General features: G+C 44.4%; 17 protein-coding genes. 8 read left to right on the top strand and 9 right to left on the bottom strand.

The window, feature by feature from the left end; all coding sequences use genetic code 11:
* Positions 1–7: 7 nt before the first annotated feature.
* Genes ALT761_RS18035 through ALT761_RS18025 form a run of 3 tightly spaced genes read right to left on the bottom strand, consistent with a single transcriptional unit; the run spans position 8 to position 3782 of the window.
* Positions 8–319, bottom strand: coding sequence for a helix-turn-helix domain-containing protein (locus ALT761_RS18035; RefSeq protein WP_013786267.1), 312 nt, complete (start codon positions 317–319; stop codon positions 8–10).
* On the bottom strand, positions 319–2529 hold the full coding sequence (locus tag ALT761_RS18030) for a peptidase domain-containing ABC transporter (RefSeq protein WP_129740225.1): 2211 nt from the start codon (positions 2527–2529) through the stop codon (positions 319–321). Before ALT761_RS18030 ends, ALT761_RS18035 begins: the two co-directional genes overlap by 1 nt.
* A gap of 2 nt (positions 2530–2531) precedes the next feature.
* Positions 2532–3782: an HlyD family secretion protein gene (locus tag ALT761_RS18025; RefSeq protein WP_232043492.1), complete on the bottom strand. Its 1251-nt coding sequence runs from the start codon at positions 3780–3782 to the stop codon at positions 2532–2534.
* 381 nt (positions 3783–4163) lie between these two features.
* On the opposite strand from ALT761_RS18025, the gene ALT761_RS18020 reads away from it, so the two are divergent.
* Positions 4164–5708 (top strand): hydroxymethylglutaryl-CoA reductase, encoded by a 1545-nt coding sequence (locus ALT761_RS18020; protein ID WP_129740224.1) that lies wholly within the window; start codon positions 4164–4166, stop codon positions 5706–5708.
* 332 nt (positions 5709–6040) lie between these two features.
* Here the strand turns inward: ALT761_RS18020 and ALT761_RS18015 are convergent, their stop codons facing one another.
* Positions 6041–9376, bottom strand: a complete 3336-nt coding sequence (locus ALT761_RS18015; protein WP_129740223.1) for an amidohydrolase family protein — start codon at positions 9374–9376, stop codon at positions 6041–6043.
* A 390-nt stretch (positions 9377–9766) separates the two neighbouring features.
* Here ALT761_RS18015 and ALT761_RS18010 point away from each other — a divergent pair, with 390 nt between their 5' ends.
* Complete coding sequence (locus ALT761_RS18010) at positions 9767–11893, top strand: molybdopterin oxidoreductase family protein (protein WP_232043604.1); 2127 nt, start codon at positions 9767–9769, stop codon at positions 11891–11893.
* Between the two features lie 108 nt (positions 11894–12001).
* On the opposite strand, the gene gorA is transcribed toward ALT761_RS18010, so the two are convergent.
* From gorA to ALT761_RS17985, 5 genes are all read right to left on the bottom strand, one after another.
* Positions 12002–13351 (bottom strand): glutathione-disulfide reductase, encoded by a 1350-nt coding sequence (gorA, locus tag ALT761_RS18005; RefSeq protein WP_129740221.1) that lies wholly within the window; start codon positions 13349–13351, stop codon positions 12002–12004.
* 212 nt (positions 13352–13563) lie between these two features.
* Positions 13564–14892 carry a response regulator gene (locus ALT761_RS18000; RefSeq protein WP_129740220.1) on the bottom strand — a complete coding sequence of 443 codons (1329 nt, stop codon included), beginning with the start codon at positions 14890–14892 and terminating at the stop codon, positions 13564–13566.
* Complete coding sequence (locus ALT761_RS17995) at positions 14889–16589, bottom strand: sensor histidine kinase (protein WP_129740219.1); 1701 nt, start codon at positions 16587–16589, stop codon at positions 14889–14891. Before ALT761_RS17995 ends, ALT761_RS18000 begins: the two co-directional genes overlap by 4 nt.
* Positions 16586–17410 carry a phosphate/phosphite/phosphonate ABC transporter substrate-binding protein gene (locus tag ALT761_RS17990; protein ID WP_129740218.1) on the bottom strand — a complete coding sequence of 275 codons (825 nt, stop codon included), beginning with the start codon at positions 17408–17410 and terminating at the stop codon, positions 16586–16588. The genes ALT761_RS17995 and ALT761_RS17990 overlap by 4 nt, the downstream gene beginning before the upstream one ends.
* Before the next feature lie 83 nt (positions 17411–17493).
* The gene (locus ALT761_RS17985) at positions 17494–18054 is read right to left on the bottom strand and encodes a response regulator (RefSeq protein WP_129740217.1); all 561 of its coding nucleotides are present in this window, start codon (positions 18052–18054) and stop codon (positions 17494–17496) included.
* A 318-nt stretch (positions 18055–18372) separates the two neighbouring features.
* On the opposite strand from ALT761_RS17985, the gene prlC reads away from it, so the two are divergent.
* The 6 genes from prlC (at position 18373) to cspE (ending at position 24747) form a co-directional block, all read left to right on the top strand.
* Positions 18373–20409, top strand: a complete 2037-nt coding sequence (gene prlC, locus ALT761_RS17980; protein ID WP_129740216.1) for an oligopeptidase A — start codon at positions 18373–18375, stop codon at positions 20407–20409.
* A 21-nt stretch (positions 20410–20430) separates the two neighbouring features.
* Positions 20431–21123 (top strand): DNA-3-methyladenine glycosylase I, encoded by a 693-nt coding sequence (locus ALT761_RS17975; protein WP_129740215.1) that lies wholly within the window; start codon positions 20431–20433, stop codon positions 21121–21123.
* A 74-nt stretch (positions 21124–21197) separates the two neighbouring features.
* Positions 21198–21983: a bifunctional demethylmenaquinone methyltransferase/2-methoxy-6-polyprenyl-1,4-benzoquinol methylase UbiE gene (ubiE, locus tag ALT761_RS17970; protein WP_013786255.1), complete on the top strand. Its 786-nt coding sequence runs from the start codon at positions 21198–21200 to the stop codon at positions 21981–21983.
* A complete protein-coding gene (locus ALT761_RS17965; RefSeq protein WP_129740214.1) occupies positions 21983–22618 on the top strand; it encodes a ubiquinone biosynthesis accessory factor UbiJ in 636 nt (211 codons plus the stop codon). Before ubiE ends, ALT761_RS17965 begins: the two co-directional genes overlap by 1 nt.
* 9 nt (positions 22619–22627) lie before the next feature.
* The gene (gene ubiB / locus ALT761_RS17960; RefSeq protein ID WP_013786253.1) at positions 22628–24256 is read left to right on the top strand and encodes a ubiquinone biosynthesis regulatory protein kinase UbiB; all 1629 of its coding nucleotides are present in this window, start codon (positions 22628–22630) and stop codon (positions 24254–24256) included.
* 281 nt (positions 24257–24537) lie between these two features.
* Positions 24538–24747, top strand: a complete 210-nt coding sequence (cspE, locus tag ALT761_RS17955; RefSeq protein ID WP_013786252.1) for a transcription antiterminator/RNA stability regulator CspE — start codon at positions 24538–24540, stop codon at positions 24745–24747.
* Positions 24748–24815 lie beyond the last annotated feature (68 nt).

Raw genomic sequence — 24815 nt, 5'->3', positions numbered from 1 at the left:
TTAGCGGTTAGGCCAACCTTAGGGGGTGGTAAATCGATCGAAAGCAACTTGCGATGAGCGCGGTGCGGCTGCTTATTTTCAGTTTTTTGTAGATGTTGGCGCAGTGGAACTTAACGGTGCGTTCGCTAATAAATAGCTCTGCTGCTATCGCTTTATTCGACAAGCCCTCCATGATCTTTCGCGCAACCTGAAGCTCGCGTTTTGACAGGGTGTCGATAGGAAGGGCATTACTGTTTAAGTTATCTACATGCTTAACGATTTGTTGACGCTCAATATCGGTGAGCAAGGGTGTAGATTCTCTAACTTCGGGCGTTATCATTATGAATCTCCTAGTGGGGTAATATTATTTTCTTCTACTACTTCAGAAGCTGGGCAGTGCTGTAGAGTGCCGTCTACCAACTGATAAACGGTATCTGCAAGGGCAATCGTTTGAGGGCGATGGGCAACCATGATTCGGGTAATATTGAGCGCCTTTAAATGGGTATTGATAATGTGCTCGTTGTGAATATCTAAATGGCTACTCGCCTCATCAAGAAACAAGATGTCGGGCTCTCTGTATAGCGCTCGCGCAAGCAGTAGCCGTTGTTTCTGACCACCACTTAAGCTACTTCCCATATCACCGACCAACGAGTGATATTGCATAGGCATGGCACAAATTTCGTCATGGATACAGGCTAATTGGGCGGCACGTATAACCTTTTCTTGATTCGGTATCTCATCGAAACAACTAATGTTTTCAGCCATAGAGCCAGAAAGGCACATGTCTTCTTGCAATACAGACGCAATGACTGGGGAATGATTTGATGAAATTGTATTGTGACTAACCGTTCCATCAAAGGGTGCATACAGGCCCATCAGGCATTTAAGTAGGGTGCTTTTTCCACTGCCGCTTGCACCAACGATGGCAATTATTTCCCCTGCGTTAACCGATAAGTTGAGGTTTTCAAAAATACATTTACACCCCTCACCATAGCGATAACTAAGGTTGTGGGCCTTTAAGTGAATGACTGGGGTATTGGAGGCGATTGCATGGGAAGAGGTCGCACCTGAGACTGAAGGTACGTTTGTATAGGGGCTAGATTGTTGTGACAGTACTGTGGTGTCAGCAGGCTCTGTTAGTACAATATCGCTCAAACGAGAAAAGTGTACGGCCAGCATTCGCAATTCGATAAATTTCGACACTAGGCCGTCTACTGCGGCAGTGAATTTGGTTTTGTATGCAATGAAGGCAAGCATCATTCCTACCGTCAGCATATTATCCATTACCAAAGATGCCGCAATAAAGATTACAACGATGTTTTCAATACCAAATAAAACCTGGTTTACCGCATCGCTTCCAATATTGAGTTTTCCCAGACTTATGTCTTTGTTCAAAGTGGCGACTAACTTGTTTTGCCACTGACTATGGCGCTGGGATTCTTGATGGTAGACACGAATAGGCAGCATACCCCGAACACTTTCCATAAAGTGGCTTTGCTCGGTGGCGCCTAACGCAATTTTCTCTGTTGTGAGTCGCTTAGTGACAGGTATTAATGCGATGCGGAAAAGTAGATATATTGCCACTACTAGCACCACACACAATGTAAGTTTAACGGAATAAAGGGCCATCACGACGAGCGTGATAATGGCCAATACGCCATCGAGAAATGCAGTCACAAGCCCCGTAGTGAGGAACTCACGAATATGGGCGAGGGAGCCAAAGCGAGACACCACATCACCCACGTGTCTTTTGGCGAAAAAATCCAGCGGTAGAGAGAGTAAATGTTGGAAGACGGAAGCCGACATTTGAAGTTGAAGCCGGCTTGATACAGCAAGGATCAGAAAGCGCCGCAACACTCTGGTGAAGATGCTTATCAGTAGCAAAAAAGTAAACCCAATAGCAAGCGCGGTTAATAATGCTTGGTTCCCTTGCAATAACACATCATCAACCACGGTTTGCACGTAATAAGGAGACGCTAAAGCGAACAGTTGAAGTAATGCAGACAGCGCCAGCAAGGTCGCTAAATTACGTTTAAACCCTACCGTGCGAGTAAAGAAGTTTCTTAGCTTTAGTAAGGGCTTTGCGGGTGGTGGCGAAAAATTGTCTTTAGGCGTAATTTCTAACGCTATCCCCGTTAGGTGTTTACTCGCCTCATCAAAGGTGAAATTGCGTTTGCCAATACTTGGGTCGTGTATGGTCAATCGCTCTTGCTTTACCTTAGTCAGCACAACAAAATGACGCATATCCCAATGCAGAATTGCTGGCAGGGTTAGTTGAGATAAATCCTGTGGCTCAATTTTTAGTGCGCGACATTGAAATGCCATTTGCTGCGCAATATCCATAATATCTTTAAGTGTGACACCGCGAAGTGAAACGCTAATGTGCTGGCGAAGGTGGGTCATATCCCGTTTGTCGCCATAATACTGCGCCACCATACTCACACAGGCCAAGCCACATTCAGCAGCTTCAGTTTGAAGCACAACCGGCACTTTATTTTTAGGCGACAAAGCGCTGAGTACAGGTGAGGTAAATCCGTGAGCAATAGTCATAATTACAACCTTTTCGTGACGCTTAGTAGCGGCTCTAAAATCCATTCCAGTAAGCTACGCTGGCTAAGTGCTACGTCTGCTGAAAACGTCATTCCAGCCTTAAGCATGACCGGGTTTCCATAGGCAATAATGGCGTCGCTATTTACTCGAGCGGTAACCAAATAAGCCGGTTCGCTCACGGTTAAAGGCGCGTTCGCCCATTCACCTGGCAGTAAAATAGTTTCGGAGATGCTAGTTATCTGCCCTTCTTGCAAACCAAATTTCTGATAAGGAAAAGCGTCGTATCGAATAGCGAGCTGTTGCCCGTTAGCGATAAAGCCGGCGGCGCGCACGGGTACTAACAATCGTGCTTCTATCGGAGAATTTTCTGGAAGTAAGCTGAGTAGTGGTCTGTTTTGATCGACCATTAACCCAGCACTAGCTTGCAGGCTCGAAACCACACCATTTTGCGTTGCATAAAGAATTCGCTGGCGATCACGATTTAACGTCAGTAACTGTTGGTTGATATCACTCAGTTGGTTTTCATGTACGGTGCGCTCATTGGCTTGAATCTGGGGTGAACCGGCAATTTCATGTGTCAGTCGGCTTACTTCAGCTTCGCTTTTCAGATTATTTCGCTCAGCTTGTTTCCATTGTTGCTGGCTACTTAAAAGCTCAAGCTTATAACTATCGAAATCTGCGTTACTTACATGGCCAGCATTGCGTAGCACTTCAAGTGACGTAAATTGATTGTGCGCTAACTGCCACTGTTGATAAGAAATAGCTAAAATATGGCGTATTGTTTCAGCATCTTTTTGCGCGTGCTGAAGTTGCTTTACTAACTGTGCATTGTTGCTTTTATGAATACTAATGGTGCGCGCCAACGAGTCGCTTATTCGCTTTCTCTTAGCGAGAAGCTCTTGTTGCAGTTTTAATTCTACGGTTTCGCCTTGTGGCTGCTGAACCCCGTATTCAATCGACAATAATGGCTCGCCTTTTTTAACTTTTTGGCCCTCGCTGACATACACTTGTGATATGCGGCCTTTACGGGCGTCGGCGTACAACCTTAGTACACCATGTGAAGGCTCTAACCATCCTTCGACAGTGGCTTTTCGGGCATAGCTACCCGTTGTGAGATATATACCCACACCCACTATCCATAAAAGTAGTATCGCCGTTATCCCCATATGGGATGGTCGAGGCGTCATCAATAGATCGCCTTGAAATGGCGAGGTAGGCTGCATTGCCTGATGACGGAATAGTCCTTTTCTCATAACAGTTCATCCCATGAAATTAAAAAAATGGTATTCAGTTGCCATTTCCCTATGGACATAGCGCTTAATCAGCAATCGATGCTTTTTAAACAGCGAAAACCTGAATACCGAAAGTGGTCTTGGGTAGTGCCTTGACGCTTTTAACGTTAGAAGAAATGATCGAGAATTATCGAATAGACAGAAGTCATGCAGTCTAGGGCCCTTTATACATAAGGGCTTGGCGCAGAATTTGATGAAATTTTAATGAAATGGCTCAAATTTAAATGTGCGTAAAAGTGGATGGAAATACTAAAGGTTAGTGATACTGTACAAAGGATGTACTATAAAAAGTAGTGTACTTAATTCACGCAGTGGCTTTACCCAAACGGAATAGGAACTCACATGTTTGTACCAAGTATTTTGCTTAAACAGCTATATACCCATGGAAGCTTAACCAAAACTGATAATGGCGTTTCTTTCGCCCTTAAAAACCGTTTAAAAGATGCCACACTAAAAGAGCTTAAATGGATTTCATTTGATGGTGAGAAAGTCCCAAGCCATAAAATTTCTATTCAAAGCAGCAACGACAGCGACATTAGTTTCGATGCCCTCAATGATACGGGTGGTATGCCGTTTTCATTACGGCAAGTCATTACCGTACACCTAGAACTGAATGAAGAAGTCAGCCCTGAAAAACGCAAAATAGGTATTTGTTTTTCGGCGTCACCTTTTGGAAAGCTTAAGTTCGAAGTAGAAGATAATGTGACTTCTCCTACCAATCGCAAGTTGCATATTCCCCGTGACGATCACGACGATTATGGTGATAAAATCATTAAGCAGCGTCAGTCATACTTTGAAAGTTTTACTGGCGCCAAAATTGATCATGTTGGCAAGTACTCGGTCGATCCAGATAAATTGAAAGGTAATATTGAGCATTTTATTGGTGTAGCTCAGGTGCCCATTGGTATTGCAGGGCCACTAACTATTGATGGCGAACATGCGAAGGGCGATTTTGTTGTGCCAATGGCCACAACAGAAGGCACCTTGGTTGCCTCGTATAATCGGGGTATGAAGCTGCTTAATATGAGTGGTGGGGTAAAGGCTACGGTGGTAGATGATGCTATGCAGCGAGCTCCGGTTTTCATTTTTAGCGATGCCCGTGGGGCAAGAGATTTTGTTACTTGGGTAAACCAAAACATCAGCAAAATTCGCGAAGAGGCTGAAGCAACGTCGAGCATTGCCAAACTCACTTATATTGACCACTTCTTATCAAACAAATTTGCGTTTTTGCGTTTCAACTATTTAACCGGTGATGCGGCAGGGCAAAACATGGTGGGGCGGGCTACTTTTGCGGCGTGCGGGTGGATTCTAGATAATTACGAAGGGGTCGAGAACTTCTATTTAGAGTCTAACTTTGCCACCGATAAAAAAGCCTCACAAATAAATATTATGCGTACTCGTGGTAAACGAGTCACCGCAGAGGCCACGATAAAGCGCGAGCATTTACTGCAAATTATGCGAGTAGAGCCTAAGCAAATTGATTATCACGGTAGGGTGGCGGGTGTCGGGTCATTCCTATCTGGGGTGAACAATACGGGTTTGCACTCGCCTAATGGTATTACCGCCATGTTTATTGCTACGGGGCAAGATGTTGCGAACGTAGCGGAATCATCGGCTGCTATTATGTATTCAGAGCTTACTGATGAAGGCGATTTGTATGTGTCTATCACCATTCCTTCATTAATAGTGGCCACCTACGGTGGTGGCACTGGAATGGGCACTCAGCGTGAGTGCTTAGAACTTATCGATTGCTATGGCAAAAACAAGGTGTATAAATTCGCCGAAATCGTTGCCTCGGTAGCCTTAGCGGGAGAAATCTCTTTAGCCTCAGCCATTAGCTCATCGGATTGGGTGTCGTCCCACGAACAATACGGACGCAACCGCTGACGGGGACAATACGAAGTGTGGGGCACACAAACACAGGCACGCCGTAAATCCATCCCTGGAGGCTCCGCCCCGGCATCCCTGCCGGGGAGGGCCTGCTTATTGTGTGCCCCACACTTCTTTTACAACCTTAGCTCCCAATAAGCCCATCCATGGGGGCTCTGCCACCGCATCCATGCGGTGGAAGGTCTATCATGGTGCTTCCTACCCTCAGAGCTAAATCCGTGGTTGGCTTAAGGGGAAGATGGGGGAGATGGGAAATTAGAGGGCTCTGTAAGCATAAAAAAGCCGGCGATTTACGCCGGCTTGATAAGTGCTAGTAACTCACTAGATTATTAGTGTTTCCAATGGAAGTGATGTGCTTTCGCGTCAATCGCTTCCGCGGTGGTTCTTGGCATAAAGGTGGCGTTGTTTTCTTCGAAGAAGAAAGGGGAGCGCTTGGTTTTACTGCCCACTTCGTTCATGGTGGCAGCTTCATATACACGGCCGTTAAGTACGGTGAATTCCACATATTCACTGCGGCGTAAGTCTGCTAATACATCGCCGTCAATCACGACTAAATCAGCCAATTTACCTTTTTCAATACTGCCGATGTCGTTACCCATACCTAGGTGTTTCGCGCCATCGATAGTACCGCCGCGTAATGCTTCCCATGCGGTGAAACCGCCTTGTTGCATTATCCACAGTTCCCAGTGGGCCGCTAAGCCTTCACGTTGCCCATGAGCGCCAATATGTACACTAACCCCATTATCGCGAAGCTCTTTGGCGTAGCTAGCTACGTTTTGGTGGTTGTATTGATTATCAGGCGCGGTAGGGCGTCTAATAGAACGGCCATGTAACATGGTGGCTGGGGTATAGCGAAGTAACCGTGGGTTCTTCCAAACTTCGGTACGGTCGTACCAATACTCTTCACCCATCATACCGCCGTAAGAAACCACAAATGTAGGTGTGTAACCAAACTCGGTGGCTTTCCATAACTGGGTTACATCACTATAACCGCGCTCTATAGGCAAGCTGTGTTCTAGCCCTGTATGGCCATCAACCAACATGGTTAGATTTTGTTGTAACTTACCGCCACCCTCAGGCACTACCATCATGTCTTGGTTTTTCGATGCCCATAACACTTGTTGGCGTTGATCGCGTCGTGGCTGGTTGTAGCTTTTCACCGAAATTGCGCCGCTATCTTTTAAGCGTTCTACGTGGAAGTACGCATCTTCGTAGTTGTTGATGATGGCTTTGTAGCCTAGGCCTTCTGCGCCGTACAAAATAGTACCGGTAGAGTAAATACGCGGTGCCACTATGTCGCCTTTACGCTGAAGTTCAGAGGCGGCAAAAATCTCTGTGGTATCGTTTGATGGGTCATGAATGGTGGTAACACCGAAGGCCACATTCGAGTATTGGCTCCAGTTTTTATCTGGAATAATCTCATTCCTGCCTTGTGCGCCATGAGCATGAGTATCAACTAACCCTGGAATAATGGTTTTGCCACTGGCATCTATTTGCATAGCGCCTTCAGGAATAGCAATATCTCCGCGCTTGCCCACAGCTTCAATACGATTATCTTTAATGATAATAACGCCGTCTTCAATCACTTCTTGGGTGTTGTCGGCATCACGCATGGTCACGACCTTTCCACCAATTAAGGCTTTGTAACCGCTTGGTTTATCGGCTTCGGTAGTGAACGATAAATTAATACCATCGGCCACAGGGTCGGGCAGGGTTTCTGGCGCGCCATCTACAAACGCAAAAGCTTCTTTAAGCGAGCGACTGTAGAAAGTGGGGCCATTAAACCAGCTCACCGTTTCATTATCCGGCGACCATGTTAAGTACTCACCGGCTTTAGATGAAAGCTGAGTAACCGGCAGTGAAGTCATGTTAGGGCCAATAGTTATTTTCTTACCATTTTCCACAAACGGGGTGACGAAAGTTTTAAATTGGTAAACGAAAGCTACCCATTTTTTATCATGTGAAAGTTTGTACTCACTTACATCATCAGCGCCGTATAAATGCGTTCGCTTATCGTTTCCTTGCAAGTTAACACTTGAAAGTTGTGTTTCTCGATACGGCGTGCCGCCTACCGATTCGGTGAAATACACCCGTGAATTGTCGCCTGCAAAGTGTGGGTTAATACCCCCATCAGACACTTTCTTTTCGGTTTTTCTATCAAGGTCTGCTACATAAATACCAGGGTCTACCGAGTATTTAGGGTCAAGTAAATAGCCGCCAGTAAACTTGCGGTACACCACCTTTTCACGATCACTTGAGAACGATGGTTCTATATAATGTCCAGGTTGCTTGGTAATCACTTTACCTTTACCGCCACGGGCAGAAACAATGCGTACTGACCCTAATTCATCATCATTCCAAGTGGTGTAAACAATGGCTTTTCCGTCGTTAGAAAAACGCGGGTAATATTCGCCATGGTCATTTTGCTTAGTCAGGCGTTTCATCTTGCCCGACTTTACGTCTTTTACGTAAAGCTTTCCTAATGCTTGAAACAAGAGTGTTTTACCGTCAGGCGACATTTGCGACCAGCGAATCATGTTTACATCAAATTCATCCGGTGCCACATCTACATCAAAGCGAAGTGCATCCGCATATTGAAGGGTAGCTTCTACGTTAATGTTAATATCTGAGATAGTCTTATCGTCGATATTGATGCTATGGAAAGTACCACCTGTCCAATACACAATGGCTGATGAATCTGGCATCCAGTCGAAGTAGGCGAAGTAACCTTCAGAGCCAAAACCTTCTTGCATGTCACGTTCAAGTTCTGTGGTAAGCGGTGTTTCTTCACCGGTTTTAATATCTTTTAAAAACAGAGCGGTTTTTTCTTTTACCCGGCGAACAAACGCAACGTATTTACCATCCGGTGATGGCGTAGGCACCACGGCCCCGCCGGTGCCACTAATATAACGGCTTTCGTCGCCGTTCTCACGGTCAAAGCGGGTAATGGCGAATATGCCACCTAGTGGGTCGCGGTTATAGTCGAAACGACTCCCAGGCACTGTGTTCTCTGTGAAGTAAATATATTTGCCGTCGTGAGAAAAAACGGGGTCAGCTATGTTTTGCTGGTCTTTTTTACCATGATTACGGGCTTTAATTTGCAAGCCGTCACCGCCGGTATTGTGATACATCCAAATTTCACCTGCAGGAATGCTGCGGCTAGACATAATGCCTTTGGATACCAGCAAGTATTCACCATCGGGGCTCCATTTAGGAGAGTGAATAAGGTTGTTCTTTTCTTTGGTCACTTGGCGCAGATTTTCACCATTGCTGTCCATTATCCAAAGATTATTAATGCCATCGCGGTCAGAAATAAACGCAATCTTTGAACCATCCGGTGAAATACTGGGGTGTATGTTCCATGCGAAATCTTGCGTGATGGGTGTGGCATCGCCGCCATCAATATTTACTTTGTAAATATCACCTAGCATATCGAACACCATGTACTTGCCATTCGGGGCTATATCTAAGCTAGACCAAGTGGTTTCGGTGGTGTTGATTGTAACTTCATTAAGTGCAAACGGGGGGTTACTTACATCCCATTTTTCTTCATTAATCGTTGCATCTTTTTTAATGTCGTCAGCTGCATGCGTAGAGTAGGTGGTGCTTAAGCCCAAGGCGCTCACAAGTGTGACGGCTAATAAGCTTTTTGTTGTTTTTATCATAATGAGTTTCCAATTGCTTGAAATGCGTTTTCTGTCTATTGATGAGTATGCCTGTGAGCGTCTCACCTAATTGTAAATTTGTCGTTAACTTTAACCTAAAATGGTGGGGTGCTACCTGACTTATGAGATTTTACGCATAAATCTAACGACCAAACTACAGTTTTACCACCCACCCGTCTATTTATCCATCACTCACGATGATGCTTGTCTATAGGATGGATAAACGCTAATTTTGCAACAAGCTGTTAACAAAGTTTAGTGTGGGTGCTGTACATGGTAAATTCAGAGCAAAACGTGGCCAATTCAAAGAAAAGCGGTGCCAATTCAAAGCAAGGCGGGGTTAGCCCAAAACAAAAACTCCATTATTCAACCTGTACGCTTTGCGAAGCGATGTGCGGCATTGAAGTTGCCACACAGGGCAAGCGCATACTATCCATCAAGGGAGATAAAGATAACCCTTTTAGTGCCGGCCACATATGCCCCAAAGCCAGTGCGCTGAAAGATTTATATGATGATCCGGATAGGTTAAAACGACCGGTCAAAAAGGTAGGTGACGAGTGGCAGGAAATACCGTGGAGTGAGGCCTTTGATTACGTTGCTGAAAAACTTCACCATACACAGTCTACGCATGGAAAAGATGCCGTTGGCGTCTATCTTGGTAATCCGAATGCCCACAACATGGGGGCTATTTTGTTCGGCCCTTATTTTTATCGCGCACTTGAGTCACACAATAGATACTCTGCCACCTCGGTGGATCAACTCCCTCATCATATTGTCAGTCGTAGGCTGTTTGGGCATATGTCGCAAATTCCTATTCCAGATATCGATCACACCCAACACTTTGTGATTATCGGTGGCAACCCCCTTGCTTCCAATGGCAGCATCATGACAGTGCCCAACGTTAAAAAGCGCTTGAAAGACGTACAAAAACGCGGCGGTAAAGTTGTGGTCATCGACCCTAAACGAACAGACACTGCTGATTTAAGCTGCGAGCATCACTTTATTCGCCCCGGCAGTGATGTATTGCTATTACTTGCTATGTTGCATGTAGTCTTTGATAAGCAATTGCACAATGCAGAAGCGCTCTTACCTTACGCCGAAGAATTGCTTGAAGTTGAAGGCTACTTAAGAGACTTTTCTCCCGAAAATGTTAGCGAACAAACCGGTATTGAAGCGTCACAGGTAATCCAATTGGTTACCGATTTTTGCGAAGCTGAATCGGCTGTATGTTACGGACGCATGGGCGCGAGTGTGCAAGCATTTGGCACACTTACTCAATATCTCATCATGCTGTTTAACATGTTGACCGGAAACTTAGATAGACAAGGGGGGATGATGTTTACCCAGCCTGCTGCCGATATTTTACCGGTATCAAGCAGGGGCAGCATGTCAGGCTATAGTTCGCGGGTAAGGGGTCTACCCGCTTTTGCTGGAGAATACCCTGTGGCGTGTTTAGCAGAAGAAATATTAACGCCTGGTGAAGGCCAAATTAAAGCCATGGTCATAGGTGCTGGAAATCCAGTGGTAACGACACCTAATACCGAGCAGCTGGAGCGTGCGTTTTCACAACTCGATTTTATTGTGTCTGTGGACTTCTACATTTCTGAAACTTCTCGGCATGCAGATATTATATTACCTCCCGTTACGCCATTAGAGCGGGATCACTATGATGTGGTTTTTCACAACTTTGCGGTAAGAAACTACGCTACCTATTCTGAGGCAGTGGTAGACATAGACAATGATCAATTAACAGATTGGCAAATATATCTATCGCTGGCAGAGCGCCTAGATAAATTAAATGGCAAAAGTACCGCGCACTATCAAACACTATGGCAAAAACAGCCAAAAGGTGTGATAGACGATTTATTAAAAAGCGGTCAATACGGGGCCCATGCTAGTGCAAATATCAGTGCCAAGGAAAATGCTAACGGCATTGGTAATGAAGGCTATAACTTGTCGCTAGATAAACTGAAAGCGCATCCACATGGCATCGACCTTGGGCCGTTGCAACCTGCACTGCCTGACGCTATTTTTCATGAGAATAAAAAAATAGACTTAAATTTTAATTACTTTATGTCAGATATTGCCCGCGTAAAGACGCATTTTTTCGACCAGAAGCGTAACGAAAATCAAATAGTATTGATTGGCAGGCGCCATATTAAAACGAACAATTCTTGGTTACATAATAGCCCTAGAATGGTGAAGGGAAACAATCGCTGTACGCTACAGTTACACCCCATAGATGCCGCTAAATATGATGTGAACGAAGGCGATAGGGTTAAAGTCACGTCAAGAGTGGGAGAGCTATTCGTAGAGGCAGAAATTACTGATTCTATTATGCCCGGCGTGGTCTCTATTCCCCATGGTTGGGGGCATAATAAGAAGGGAATAAAGCTGGGTGTCGCTAGCCAATACCCTGGCGTTAATACCAATATACTGACAGACGAAATGCAGGTAGATACTTTGTCGGGTAATAGTGTGTTAAACGGTGTGCCTGTTTCGTTAGAAAGAATGTAAAAGAAAGGCGATAATCAAAAAATTGATTATCGCCTTACATTCTATAAGTACGTTAAAAGTGCGCTAGCGTTTTACTAAGCTTGGCTAACCTAAGCGCAGTTGGACGACCTAGGTCATCGTAACGTATTCTTCAGCACTCGTAGGGTGAATGGCCACACATGCATCAAAATCGGCTTTGGTCGCGCCCATTTTGATGGCTACCGCAAAGCCTTGTAGAATTTCATCCATACCATGGCCAATACCGTGAAGGCCAACCACTTTTTCATCTTCGCCTGCACACACCAATTTCATCTTGGTCATTTGACGATGACGAGTTACTGCAGTGTACATAGAGGCGAAACTTGATGAGTACACTTTAACCTTATCCTCACCATATTCTGCAATGGCTTCAGGTTCAGTTAAACCCATGGTGCCAATAGGCGGGTGGCTAAACACGACGGTGGGGATCATGGTGTAATCCATGTGCGCGTCTTCTTGGCCATTGAATAAACGTTCGCTTAGTAAGCGTCCTGCTTTTACTGCCACAGGCGTCAATTCGGCTTCACCAGTAATATCACCCACAGCATAAATGTTCTTGGCCGTGGTGTTTTGATATTTATCCACCTTCACCGTGCCATTTTCAGAAAGCTCAACATCGGTATTTTCAATCGCTATCACATCGGTGGATGGTTCGCGGCCAATGGCCCAAATTAGGCAGTCTGCTTCAAGGACTTCACCATTTGTAAGGTGAATTGAAAGGTGCTTACCTTCACCGCGTTCTACTTTTTCAACGCTGGCGTGGTTGTGTAATGTGCAGCCTTCAGCATGAATCATATCGACTAGAGTTTCATGGATGATAGGGTCGAAGTGGCGAAGTGGCGCTTGTTTGCGAACCACTAAGTGAGTCTCTGTACCCAAACTGTGCAGTACGCCAGCTAGCTCAACGCCAATGTAACCTGCACCTACAACAACCGCTTTCTTAGGTTGTTCTTTCAGTGCAAAGAAGCCATCTGAGTTAATACCGTGCTGAGCGCCAGGAATATCAGGAATGACAGGGCGGCCACCAGTGGCAATGGTAATATGGTCTGCGGTATAGGTTTCACCATCCACTTCAATAGTGTTGTTATCTACAAACTTAGCAAAACCACGAATAAGGGTTACGTCGTTGGCCGTAAGTGCACGATCATAGGATGCATGAATGCGTTCGATATAAGCTTGGCGGCTGGCAATTAGGCTATCCCAACTGAAGTGATTTACAGTGATATCAAAACCATATTCTGGTGCATAGCGGTGAATAGCTTCGGCAACTTGTGCGCCGTACCACATGGCTTTTTTAGGCACACAGCCTACGTTAACGCAGGTGCCGCCAATATCTTTAGCTTCAATAATGGCTGCTTTTTTACCATGCTTGGCGGCACGGTTTGCAGACGCAATGCCGCCACTCCCGCCGCCTATGCAGATATAATCAAAATGTTTCATGTTAACCGCCTTATTATCCGTTAGGCCTAAAATTGTCATTTATTGTGACACGAAATCGAAGGAATACACACTGTATACGCGTTTAAGAGACCGCGGTGCAAGGTAGAAGATTTCATTATCTTGGGTATCTGTTACAAAAAACAAAGAAGCGCTAATTGCCTTAGTGCTTCTTTATTCCGGTTTTATGGGTACCTCCACAGCTACACTTAAGATCAGGTGTCTTGAGGCGCAGCCCCTTCTTCGGTTTCATCTAACGGCGTATCTGGCTCAATCAAAATACTGAATGCACGACGTCGCTCTTCTTCAAATTGAGTTAGCTTTTGAATAGTGGCGTCGGTGAAAATATGCCCTTCAGGCAGTATAAGAATATGGCTATCATTATATAAATTTTTAGCTAACACCATGCCCGCTTTTAGCTGCGAGGCTTTCATCGTGTTGTAAATGTATTTTGATGTGCTCACATCGTCATCTGCAAGTAAGAAGGATAAAATCTCACCGTCGTACCGCGTGTTGGTATGTTTTTTCATTTCGGCTTTGGCATCCCGCGGTGTCATTTCTTCACCGCTCATTCGGCCAGTGACTAAGCGCCAGTAATCTCTAGCTATTGAGACTATACGGGCACCTATGGGAATTTCTTTCGCCACCACATTACGGGGGCCAGCACCGTTATAATGCTCGAATTGAAATTCAATCATGTCTGACACTGGCTGTAATTCAGTGGCTGGCGCGAGCATTAGCGCAGCTTGTTTAGTTTGATCTAAGTAGTTCTGTTGTTGTTGATACTTAAGCTTCGAGAACGGGGCTAGAAAATCGTCGGTATTTAGCCCTAGCAAGCCAAGTTCACAAATGAGCCCTGCGTAGCGCACTCGCTTAACGTCCTCAGGACTTAGTTGAAGGTATTTGGCTAGCTTAGTGGCAAGCTCACTTACTTCAATAGCAAATTTGCCGTCTATGTTGGGGTTAATGCTAATAACATTAAACAGTACCTGTTCCATTGCAAGATTATGTTTTTCAATCTTGTTCAACGCTGCTTTAATTTGGCGCGTACGCTTATGAACCATTTGCTCAAGCGATGTGTTCACTTCTTTTAATTTACGGTTTTGCAGACGTGTTAATTTTTGCAACCGAGTATTTTCATTTTTTAATTTTACCCGTTCTAACCCATCTTCAATGGCAGATATAAGCTCTTTATTGTCCCAGGGCTTTTGTAAATAACGATGAATTTTTCCCTCGTTAACCGCTTTAATAGTAGATTCTATATCGGCATAACCGGTTAGCACCAACCGATAACTTTCAGGGTACAACTCTGCGACTTGTTGCAGTAATTCAGCGCCAGACATTTGTGGCATTTTCATGTCGGAAATGATCACATGAACCTCATTTTCTTTCATGATCTCTAATGCTTTTGCGCCACTGTCAGCCAGCAATAAATTAACTTTCAAAGAAAAGAGCGCGCGCTTAATGGCGCGAAGAATATTAGGTTCATCGTCGACAAATAAAACAGTGTACACGTCGGCGTTTTGGTCAGTGGTATCATTCATAGTGAATCGTCCTGAAAAGAATCTTCGGCGTTGTCATCTAACGGGTTATGTATTGGTAGGCATAACGTGAAACAGCTTCCTTCCCCATCTTTACTTGATGCATGGAGAGTGCCGCCGTGCTCTTGAGCAATGCCGAAAGAAATAGAAAGTCCAAGTCCGGTGCCTTGCCCTTCTGGTTTAGTAGTGAAGAACGGATTAAATAATTTATCTAGATGACTCGACTCAATACCGCATCCAGTGTCTTGTACGCTAAGCTCGATGTAGCCATCTAATTCCCGCGTCGTAATGGTAATAGTGCCCTGTACGCCCGTGCTTTCAATTGCTTGGCCAGCATTAATAAGCAGGTTTGTCACCACTTGCGAAATTTTACCCATGTTCATCATGATATGGGGAATTGACCCTAAATGGGTTTCTACGCTGCATATGTATTTTAGCTGATTGTTCACCATCGCTAGGGTGGTGCGAACACAATCATTTAAGTTGTAAGATTGCATTTCATCACTGTCTACGCGCGAGAACAGTTTTAGCCCTTTAACTATTTCGGCAACCCGAATTAGGCCGTCCTTCGAATCGGTGATGAGTTCAGAGATGTCGCTGTTGATAAATTCCATATCTTGCTGCTGTATAATATTGCGCAGCTGTTTTATCGCTTCATCCTGATGAGTATCGGTATCTTTTAAAAGCACATCATTAAGCTGTTGGAAAATCATTTGGTAGGTTGCTACATACTCACTGAGTGTATGCATATTACTATTCACAAACCCTATCGGGTTATTGATTTCGTGCGCTACACCCGCGGCCAATTGGCCAACTGATGCCATTTTTTCTGCTTGTAACAATTGAACCTGTGCTTCTTTTAGGTCTTTATTTGCTTCTTCAAGCTGGAAGTTTTTTTGATTTAACAACGAGGTACGCTGTTTTACTTTCACCTCCAACAAGCTATTTAGTTCTTTAAGTTCACCTTCAACGCGCTCGCGATGCGTATTTTCTTCTTTTAAAAGCTCAACCAATTGATTAAAGGCTTCAGCCAGTTCGCTGAGTTCATCTTTGCCGCGCACTTTTACAGAGATATCTTGGTAATTTTTATCTTTAACCGCCGCCCCTAAATGCCTAGCACCTGCACGTAGCTGCTTTAACTGTGACATTAAGTACGACCCAAGCAAGAATGAGCACAATGCAATAAGGGCAAGTTCTATGGCGGCGAGTGTTAATGTCCAAGTACGTACCCGATTTACCGACTGGTTAATAGAGTCAACATCAAGGCCTATTTCCACTCTGCCATATAAGGTCTCGCCAACTTTAATATCAGCAGCGGTATCGTATATACCATCTATCGCACTCATTACATCGCTGTCTAGCTGGAAGGGGTGATTGAGCGCCTCTGGCTCACCTTTTTCAACATATACATTGTTGTTGTTATCGAGAACTCGAACATAACTGATATTAGGGTTTGAAAGCATTTCAGTTGCATCTGCCTCTAGCGAAGCGAGGTCGTAGCTTAAAAAAGCATTTTTTGCGGTGGACACAAACAGGTTGGTAGTAGTTTGAGCAGACGTATCAACACTGGTGTCGACTAAGTCATTTAATAGTTTAAATACGGTTGTGATAAGAATTAAAAACAAAATGGCAGCAATAAGTGCTACCCCAACAATAGTTTTGGTTCGTAGCGATAACGAGAGCAACGCTTCTTTTTTCACAATAGCGGCCTTGCCAATGAGGTAATGCCCAAGGCTCGTACGTCGTCCCAATCTTCATCTGCTGACGACATAAAGCCTTTAAAGCCAATATTTTTCAATAGCTGATGATTGTCTTTATCCTCTGACAGAGTAAGCAACGCATTCAATAGTGCCTCTCTTTGAGTGTCAGTTATTCGAGGGTGGGTTGCTACTGCATGAGGGGTATACCCGTCACTTTCCCATAAAACACGAAGAGCACTGCGTGTATTGTCATCAACACCATTGAAGGTTCTTATTATACCGCCACCCGCGTTAAAAAAGCCTCTTTGTACATTGAGGTACACCGAGTCATGAGAATGCACATAGCGTGGCGTAAAAATAACGCCCTGCTGTTTCAAATACGCACTAGGAATAATAGTGGCAGCAAATGCGGCAGGAGAGGGAAAGGCTATTTGTTTACCATTTAGATCGTCAAGTGACGTAATAGTGCTGTTGGCATTCACAACAACAATGCCTTTAATTCGCTTACCTTTTTGACGAGCCAACGCGCGATAGCCAACCGAGTCATTAAATACCACAAAGTGGTAAGGGTTCATGTAGGCAATATCGTACTCACCCTCGGCCAGCCTTTGTTCGAAGGTTGGAATATCTTTCGCTGTTTTAAACACCACATCAATGTCGGCATGTTCAGAGATATAGTTGATAAGCGGCTGCCAGGTTTCAGCAAGCTTCTTCGCAGACTGTTGTGGCACTATGCCAAGCGTTAACGTATTGCATGCACCAAAAGAGGCGAACAATGCGAGTGCTAAAAAAGCAAATATACGACGTGCAGCTTGAAACATTGACTTTTCCACTATGATTCACCCCAAACTCACTCATTTAAAAGGCCCTAATAAAAAACTGGCCAAGTACACTTATAATGAACTTACTCAATCATGAACTTTTCGATGGTTTCGATTAGTTCGCTATTAGTAAATGGTTTTGAAAGTGCTGCATTTGCACCTAGTTCGATAGCTCGGTCTAGACTGATATCGTCAAGTGCAGAAATGACTAAAATTTTTAAATTTTTATACTTAGGCTGTTCTCTAACAAACTGGATAACGCTGTAACCATCCATGCCAGGCATACTTAAATCGAGGGTCATCAACTTAGAGTTATACTGGCTCAACATAATGCCAGCTTGAAACCCACCCGTAGCAATATGGCTTTCGAATCCCCCACGGCGTGCCACTCTTTGAATTGACTTTGCCACTGGCATTTCATCATCAACAATAAGAATTGAAGGTGATATCTCACTTTGGAGATCGTCTGGGATAGGAATGTTGTGGTGTTCAAGAAAGGAAACAAAGTCAGATACTAGCACGCGATTGTTGCCACGACCGGGCAGCTTAAACCCTTTGAGTTTTCCGCTTTCTATCCACCGAATCACGGTGCGAAGGTTTACATCGCAGTAGGTTGCGATTTCACCTGATGTTAATGTCTTCATTGCTCAATTCCTAATGCCAACTTGTAACGTTATAGCACTGAATAGGGGTGTTCACAATTTAGACAAAAGTAGTGAATGTGACATTTGCGACACTCTATTAAAGCGTTTTTAGCTGCTGAATTAGTGAGTTACAAACTTTTCATGTAGCAAATAAAAAGAAAGAATTACTCAAAATTTGATCTGCACGCTTGGCATTTATAGTAATCCTAGTATAGAACGCAAAAATATCACTGTTATCTAGAGCAATTACAGCGCTTGTTTTTATTGCGAACAACCCCAACATAACTTGCTATACGAACTGAAAAGAGTAGACGGATTATGACGACCCCAGCAATTGAATTGGTAGATGGTTTGCCCTTATTTTCATCTATTGAGCCCGCGCAGATAAAGCCAGCCATCGAAAAAGCGATAGCAAAATGTAAGCTTGAAATTGATGAGGTGGTTGCATCTAAGGATTACTCTTATGCGAACTTAGTATTGCGCTTAGAAGAGGTAGACGACAATTTAAGTAAGATGTGGTCACCGGTTTCTCACATGAATTCAGTGGTGAGTAGCGACGAACTGCGAGAAGCTCATGATGCTTGCTTACCTTTGCTATCAGAATATGGCACTTGGGTAGGTCAGCACGAAGGCTTGTATAATGCATACGTGGCGATAAAAGACTCAAACGAATATGCCAACCTTGATGAGCAGCGTCAGAAAGTTATTGATAATGCTATTCGCGATTTCACCTTAAGTGGGGTGGCACTGCCAAGCGAGGAAAAGAAACGCTATGCAGATATTCAAGCGAAGTTAAGCGAACTGTCATCTACATTTTCAAATAATGTGATGGACGCCACCATGGGGTGGAGCAAACACGTGACCGATGAATCTATGCTAGCGGGTATGCCAGAATCTGCAAAAGATGCAGCTGCACAAGCGGCACATCAAAAAGACTTACAAGGCTGGCTATTCACATTAGATATTCCTTCTTACTTACCGGTTATGCTTTATGCAGATAATGCAGCGTTAAGAGAAGAAATGTATCGCGCTTATGCAACAAAGGCGTCAGATCAAGGCCCGAATGCAGGCAAGTGGGACAACACCGACATCATTCAACAAACACTGGCTCTTCGCAGTGAAATTGCGCAGCTGCTCGGTTTTAGCAGTTATTCTGAACGCTCCCTTGCCACCAAAATGGCCGAATCGACTGACCAAGTTACCGGATTTTTACGTGATTTAGCTGCCAAATCAAAGCCACAGGCTGAAAAAGAGTTAGAAGAAGTACGAGCATACGCGAAAGATACCCACGGGGTAACAGAGCTTAACGCGTGGGACTTACCTTATTATAGCGAGAAGCTGAAACAGGAAAAGTACACCATTTCAGATGAAATGCTGCGTCCGTACTTTCCGGAAGACAAAGTATTATCGGGTTTGTTTGAAGTAGTACACAGACTATATGGCTTGAAAATTATCGAGCAGCCAGGTATTGATACATGGCATAAAGATGTACGCTATTTCACTATTACAGACAGCGCCGATGCCTTGCGCGGTAGCTTTTACCTAGATTTATATGCGCGTGCCAAAAAACGAGGTGGCGCATGGATGGACGAGTGCCGTGTTCGCCGCGAAAAATTAGACGGCGAATTACAGTTACCCGTTGCATACCTTACTTGTAACTTCAATGCACCCGTCGGGGATAAGCCTGCCTTATTCACTCACGATGAAGTGGTTACCCTTTTTCATGAATTCGGACACGGTATACACCACATGCTAACTAAAATGTCGGTGGCTGGTGTATCAGGAATTAACGGCGTGCCGTGGGATGCTGTAGAGCTGCCTAGTCAGTTTTTAGAAAACTGGTGCTGGGAAGAAGATGCACTTAACTTTATCTCGGGTCACTTTGAGACGGGCGAACCCTTACCCGCTGATTTGCTAGATAGAATGTTAGCCGCTAGAGATTACCAAGCCGCTATGCAAATGGTGCGTCAGCTGGAATTCAGTTTGTTTGATTTCTTACTGCATAGTGAATCTGGCGACAATGTTGATGTACAAGCCATTCTTAACAGCGTGCGCGCTGAAGTCGCTGTTAATACACCTCCAGCATTTAACCGTTTTCAGCATAGCTTTGGGCATATTTTTGCTGGTGGTTATGCAGCAGGGTATTACAGCTATAAATGGGCAGAAGTGTTATCTGCCGACGCTTACAGTAAGTTTGAAGAAGACGGTATTTTTAACCAAGACACGGGTAAAGCATTTTTGGAAAATATACTTGAAATGGGTGGTAGCCGTGCGCCTATGGATTTATTCGTTGCCTTTAGAGGCAGGGAGCCAAACGTAGATGCCTTACTTCGCCATAGCGGCATTCGTGGCTAATTAGCATTAGGGTAGATAACCATGGGAATAGAATCTTTCTCCACCATTTACCAGCGGGCATGTAAGCGAAAAGGTGGTGAAAAGGCGCTTGAAAGCATGCTTTCAGCGCCGCTTTCCTCTGAGCTCGTTGCCAAAATACCGGACGATCGGTTTTTAGCAGCCATGACGAAGCAAGTGTTTCAGTCAGGCTTTGTGTGGCGCGTTATCGAGAAAAAGTGGCCTGAGTTTGAAACCGTGTTCTTTGGTTTTGATATCGAAAAAGTGCTGCTGATGCCTGATGAGATGTTAGAACAAAAAGCGTCTGATAAACGCATAGTGCGTAATTACAAAAAAGTAATGACCGTTCGCGATAATGCCATGTTCATTAAAGATATTAGCCGTGAGCACGGCAGCTTCGGTCAGTTTGTGGCTAAGTTCGACGCCAGTAATATTACCGAATTGTGGACCACGTTAAAGAAACGTGGGTCGAGACTCGGCGGGAACACCGGCCCCTACATGCTGCGGGCGTTAGGCGTAGATACCTTCTTGTTTTCACGAGATGTTGAAGACTACTTAAGAAAGAACGATATTATCGATGGTGGCCTCACTAGCAAGAAAAGCTTAAGCGCTGCAAATGCGGCTTTTGCACAGTGGCATCAAGAAAGTGGCCGCACGTTACAAGAAATAAGCGTTATTATTGCGTTTAGTTGGGGCACAAACCAGTATTTAGCATAAGGTAAATACTGTTGCTAGGCGCTACAATCCGATACACTTCAGCCTTTACTATGAATCACTAATGCAGGAATGCCATGAGCGACAACCATAACAACACATCGCCCACTGAGGCATCGGATGCACCTACTACTCATTTCGGCTTTAAGCAGGTTGAGAAAAATCAAAAAGCGTCCTTAGTAGCCAATGTATTCGATTCTGTTGCCGCTAAATACGATGTCATGAACGATTTAATGTCGATGGGTGTGCACCGTTTATGGAAGCGCTTTGCCATTGATTGTTCAGGTGTGCGTGCAGGGCAAAAAGTGCTTGATATCGCTGGTGGTACTGGCGATTTAACCGCAAAATTCTCTCGTCTTGTTGGCCCTACGGGCAACGTAACCTTGGCCGACATTAACTTATCAATGCTTAAAGTTGGCCGCGATAAACTAAGAGATCGCGGACTAGTTAGCAATATTGATTACGTTCAAGCAGATGCAGAGGCGTTGCCTTTTCCTGATAACCATTTCGATGTAGTGACCATGGCTTTTGGTCTTCGAAACGTGACCGAGAAGCAAAATGCACTTAATTCAATTTACCGTGTGTTAAAGCCAGGCGGCCGACTGTTGGTGTTGGAGTTTTCAAAGCCAACGTCAGAGCAGTTAAGTAAGCTTTACGACACGTATTCGTTCCATATATTGCCAAAAATGGGGCAGCTAGTGGCCAACGATGCCGAGAGTTATCAATACTTGGCAGAAAGTATTCGTATGCACCCTGATCAAGAAACCCTGAAAGGTATGTTCGAAACCGCGGGGTTTGACCAGTGTGACTACCAAAACTTAACCGGTGGAATTGTAGCACTGCACCGAGGCTATAAGTTTTAATGCCCACGTCAGCATTGGTAAGTGCCGTTATTGAAACGGCTGCGAATAAAATTTTAGCGTTAGATCCAGACAGCGTTGCCAGAATGGCTTCGCTGAAAGGCGCGCGGCTTATTGCTTATGTAGATCCCTTGCCATTTGCTGTAGTGCTTGTATTTTCTGAGCAGGTAGACGTGCTGACCCTACATGAGTCGTTCGAAGACACAATAGCTACGCTAAATCATAAAGACTGCTGTATTAAAACATCCTTAGATACCCTGCCTGAATTAAAGCACACCAATCAGCTAACCCGTCTTATTCAACAAAAAAAATTACAGGTTGAGGGCGAACTTGCCGTGGCTCAGCAGGTTAGCGGATTATTTCAGCAGCTAGATATAGATGTAGAAGAACTTCTGGCTGCCAAAACCAACGATGTGGTTGCCCATCAAACGATGAGCTGGTTTAGTGCTATTAAGCGTAAAGCTACGGGGGCCCTGTCTGAGTTTAATAAAGTCGCTAGCAATGCCTTGATAGAAGAAAAGCAAATAGCAGCGCCCAAATTAGCGGTATTACATTTTAGTGATGAAGTGAACGCACTACGTGACAATGTAGCGCGATTAGATGCCCGCTTACTTCAGCTAGAACAAAAATCAATTTAAGAGACAAGCATGCGCATTGTTAGGTTGTATAAGATAAATAAGGTGTTGTTAGAGCATGGGTTAGACGACCTTATCCCTGCGAAATGGCTACCATGGTACGCACGCCTTATGCGTCACAGCATCTTTTGGATCCGCAATAAACACAAAGATAAGACTGCCGGTGAGCGCATTACGCTCGCACTGCAAAGCCTTGGCCCGGTTTTTATCAAGTTTGGCCAAATGCTATCGACCCGCAGAGACTTGCTCCATCCTGCTATTGCTAATGAACTTGCTCGTCTGCAAGACAAAGTGCCTCCGTTTTCGTCAGAAGCGGCACAACAGATTATTAAAACCTCCCTTGGTCTAACCCATCTATCTGAATTATTTAGTGAGTTTGATGAAGCGCCTCTGGCGTCAGCCTCTATTGCGCAAGTGCATGCTGCAAAATTAAAAGCGAATAATGAAGATGTGGTGGTTAAGGTTTTACGCCCCGATATTCGTGAAACAATTGTGGCCGACATGGAGCTGCTTTTTAGTTTAGCGTCAGTGCTGCAAAAATGGCTGCCAGATGGCAAACGCCTTCGCCCTGTTGAAGTGGTGGTGGAATATCGTAAAACTATAGTGGATGAACTGGACTTACTACGTGAATCGGCAAGTGGCATTCAATTAGGGCGGAATTTTGAAGGCTCAGATTCATTATACATACCTAAAATATACAGCGACTATTGTCACAGCAATGTAATGGTGATGGAGCGCATATACGGGCTACCTATTTCAAATATAGATGCCTTGCTAGCACAAAACACTAATATGAAAAAGCTGGCGGAGCGCGGCGTAGAGGTCTTCTTTACCCAAGTATTCCGCGACAGCTTCTTTCATGCTGATATGCACCCGGGTAATATTTTTGTTTCTACCGAGCATCCAGAAAACCCTAAATACATTGCTATCGACTTTGGCATTGTGGGCACGTTAAACCGGGAAGATAAGCGTTATTTAGCAGAAAATTTTATTGCGTTTTTTAACCGAGATTATCGCAAGGTAGCGCAACTTCACGCCGACTCTGGTTGGGTGCCGAACGACACCAATATTGATGAGTTTGAAATGGCGATTCGCACGGTCTGCGAGCCCATCTTTCAAAAGCCCCTTGCGGAAATATCGTTCGGTAATGTGTTACTGCAATTATTTAATACTGCCCGTCGATTTAATATGGTGGTGCAACCTCAGCTAGTTCTGCTTCAAAAAACGCTGCTTTATGTTGAAGGATTGGGGCGTCAGCTTTATCCGCAATTAGATTTATGGAAAACCGCAAAGCCATTTTTAGAAAATTGGATGCGCGAGCAAATTGGCGTGAAAGCCATGCTGGGTAAGGTAAAAGCAAACCTGCCGTTTTGGTCTGAAAAGCTACCTGAAATGCCGGATTTACTTTACGACAGCCTACAACAAGTTAAACGGCTTCCTTTGCAACAACAACGTGCACAACTTGCTTTACTAGAACAGCAGAAAAAGAGCGCACAATCCATTCAGTGGGGCGTAACGGGTGCTACCTTTATTTTATTGTCTGCTATTTTACCACTGTACGATTTAAATTGGTGCTTTCCAGCGCTTTCTGCCAGTGTAGGATCCCTTTGTTGGGTATTGGCATGGCGTAAGAACCGGTAGCGACTGTTACGCTCGGGTGAAATTTTTATGAAATGCATTTTTTAGTGAATAAATTGTATATTAATCAGTTCGAAGAGTGTTATAGTTGCTTTGGCTTTAAGCCAAATGTCTTTGAATAGACGAGATATGAAATTATTTGCTATATGTAAAACCGCTCAAGTTACCTTGTGATTTGTAGTAAGTTGTTGCCCATTCGTAAGTAAGACCAACTCCGCCTATTAAAGACACTCGCTATACGCGCTTATTGCGCAATTTAATATGATATTTGAGGTCTATACGACATGTCTAAAGTTACAGGCACCGTTAAGTGGTTTAACGCTGATAAAGGTTATGGTTTTCTAACTCAAGATAACGGCGGTAAGGACGTATTCGTTCATTTCCGTGCTATCGTTTCTGACGGTTACAAAACTCTTCCAGAAGGTCAGCGCGTGGAATTTGAAGTAGAAGAAGGTCAAAAAGGTCTTCAAGCTGCTAACGTGCACGCCATCTAAGAAATTCAAAAACGGCGGTCTGAAAAGACCGCCGTTTTTCTTTCTTTTATAAACACTACATTCGTTAA

Source organism: Alteromonas sp. 76-1 (assembly GCF_900654235.1).
In the GTDB taxonomy this organism is placed as follows: Bacteria; Pseudomonadota; Gammaproteobacteria; order Enterobacterales; family Alteromonadaceae; genus Alteromonas; species Alteromonas naphthalenivorans.
Note: the sequence above shows the minus strand (reverse complement) of the source record. Positions and strands in the feature narration are given on the sequence as shown.

Coding starts and splice junctions, on each gene's coding strand:
- ALT761_RS18035 (WP_013786267.1), bottom strand. CDS start 319: ATGATAACGCCCGAAGTTAGAGAATCTACACCCTTGCTCACCGATATT.
- ALT761_RS18030 (WP_129740225.1), bottom strand. CDS start 2,529: ATGACTATTGCTCACGGATTTACCTCACCTGTACTCAGCGCTTTGTCG.
- ALT761_RS18025 (WP_232043492.1), bottom strand. CDS start 3,782: ATGAGAAAAGGACTATTCCGTCATCAGGCAATGCAGCCTACCTCGCCA.
- ALT761_RS18020 (WP_129740224.1), top strand. CDS start 4,164: ATGTTTGTACCAAGTATTTTGCTTAAACAGCTATATACCCATGGAAGC.
- ALT761_RS18015 (WP_129740223.1), bottom strand. CDS start 9,376: ATGATAAAAACAACAAAAAGCTTATTAGCCGTCACACTTGTGAGCGCC.
- ALT761_RS18010 (WP_232043604.1), top strand. CDS start 9,767: ATGTGCGGCATTGAAGTTGCCACACAGGGCAAGCGCATACTATCCATC.
- gorA (WP_129740221.1), bottom strand. CDS start 13,351: ATGAAACATTTTGATTATATCTGCATAGGCGGCGGGAGTGGCGGCATT.
- ALT761_RS18000 (WP_129740220.1), bottom strand. CDS start 14,892: ATGAATGATACCACTGACCAAAACGCCGACGTGTACACTGTTTTATTT.
- ALT761_RS17990 (WP_129740218.1), bottom strand. CDS start 17,410: ATGTTTCAAGCTGCACGTCGTATATTTGCTTTTTTAGCACTCGCATTG.
- ALT761_RS17985 (WP_129740217.1), bottom strand. CDS start 18,054: ATGAAGACATTAACATCAGGTGAAATCGCAACCTACTGCGATGTAAAC.
- prlC (WP_129740216.1), top strand. CDS start 18,373: ATGACGACCCCAGCAATTGAATTGGTAGATGGTTTGCCCTTATTTTCA.
- ALT761_RS17975 (WP_129740215.1), top strand. CDS start 20,431: ATGGGAATAGAATCTTTCTCCACCATTTACCAGCGGGCATGTAAGCGA.
- ubiE (WP_013786255.1), top strand. CDS start 21,198: ATGAGCGACAACCATAACAACACATCGCCCACTGAGGCATCGGATGCA.
- ALT761_RS17965 (WP_129740214.1), top strand. CDS start 21,983: ATGCCCACGTCAGCATTGGTAAGTGCCGTTATTGAAACGGCTGCGAAT.
- ubiB (WP_013786253.1), top strand. CDS start 22,628: ATGCGCATTGTTAGGTTGTATAAGATAAATAAGGTGTTGTTAGAGCAT.
- cspE (WP_013786252.1), top strand. CDS start 24,538: ATGTCTAAAGTTACAGGCACCGTTAAGTGGTTTAACGCTGATAAAGGT.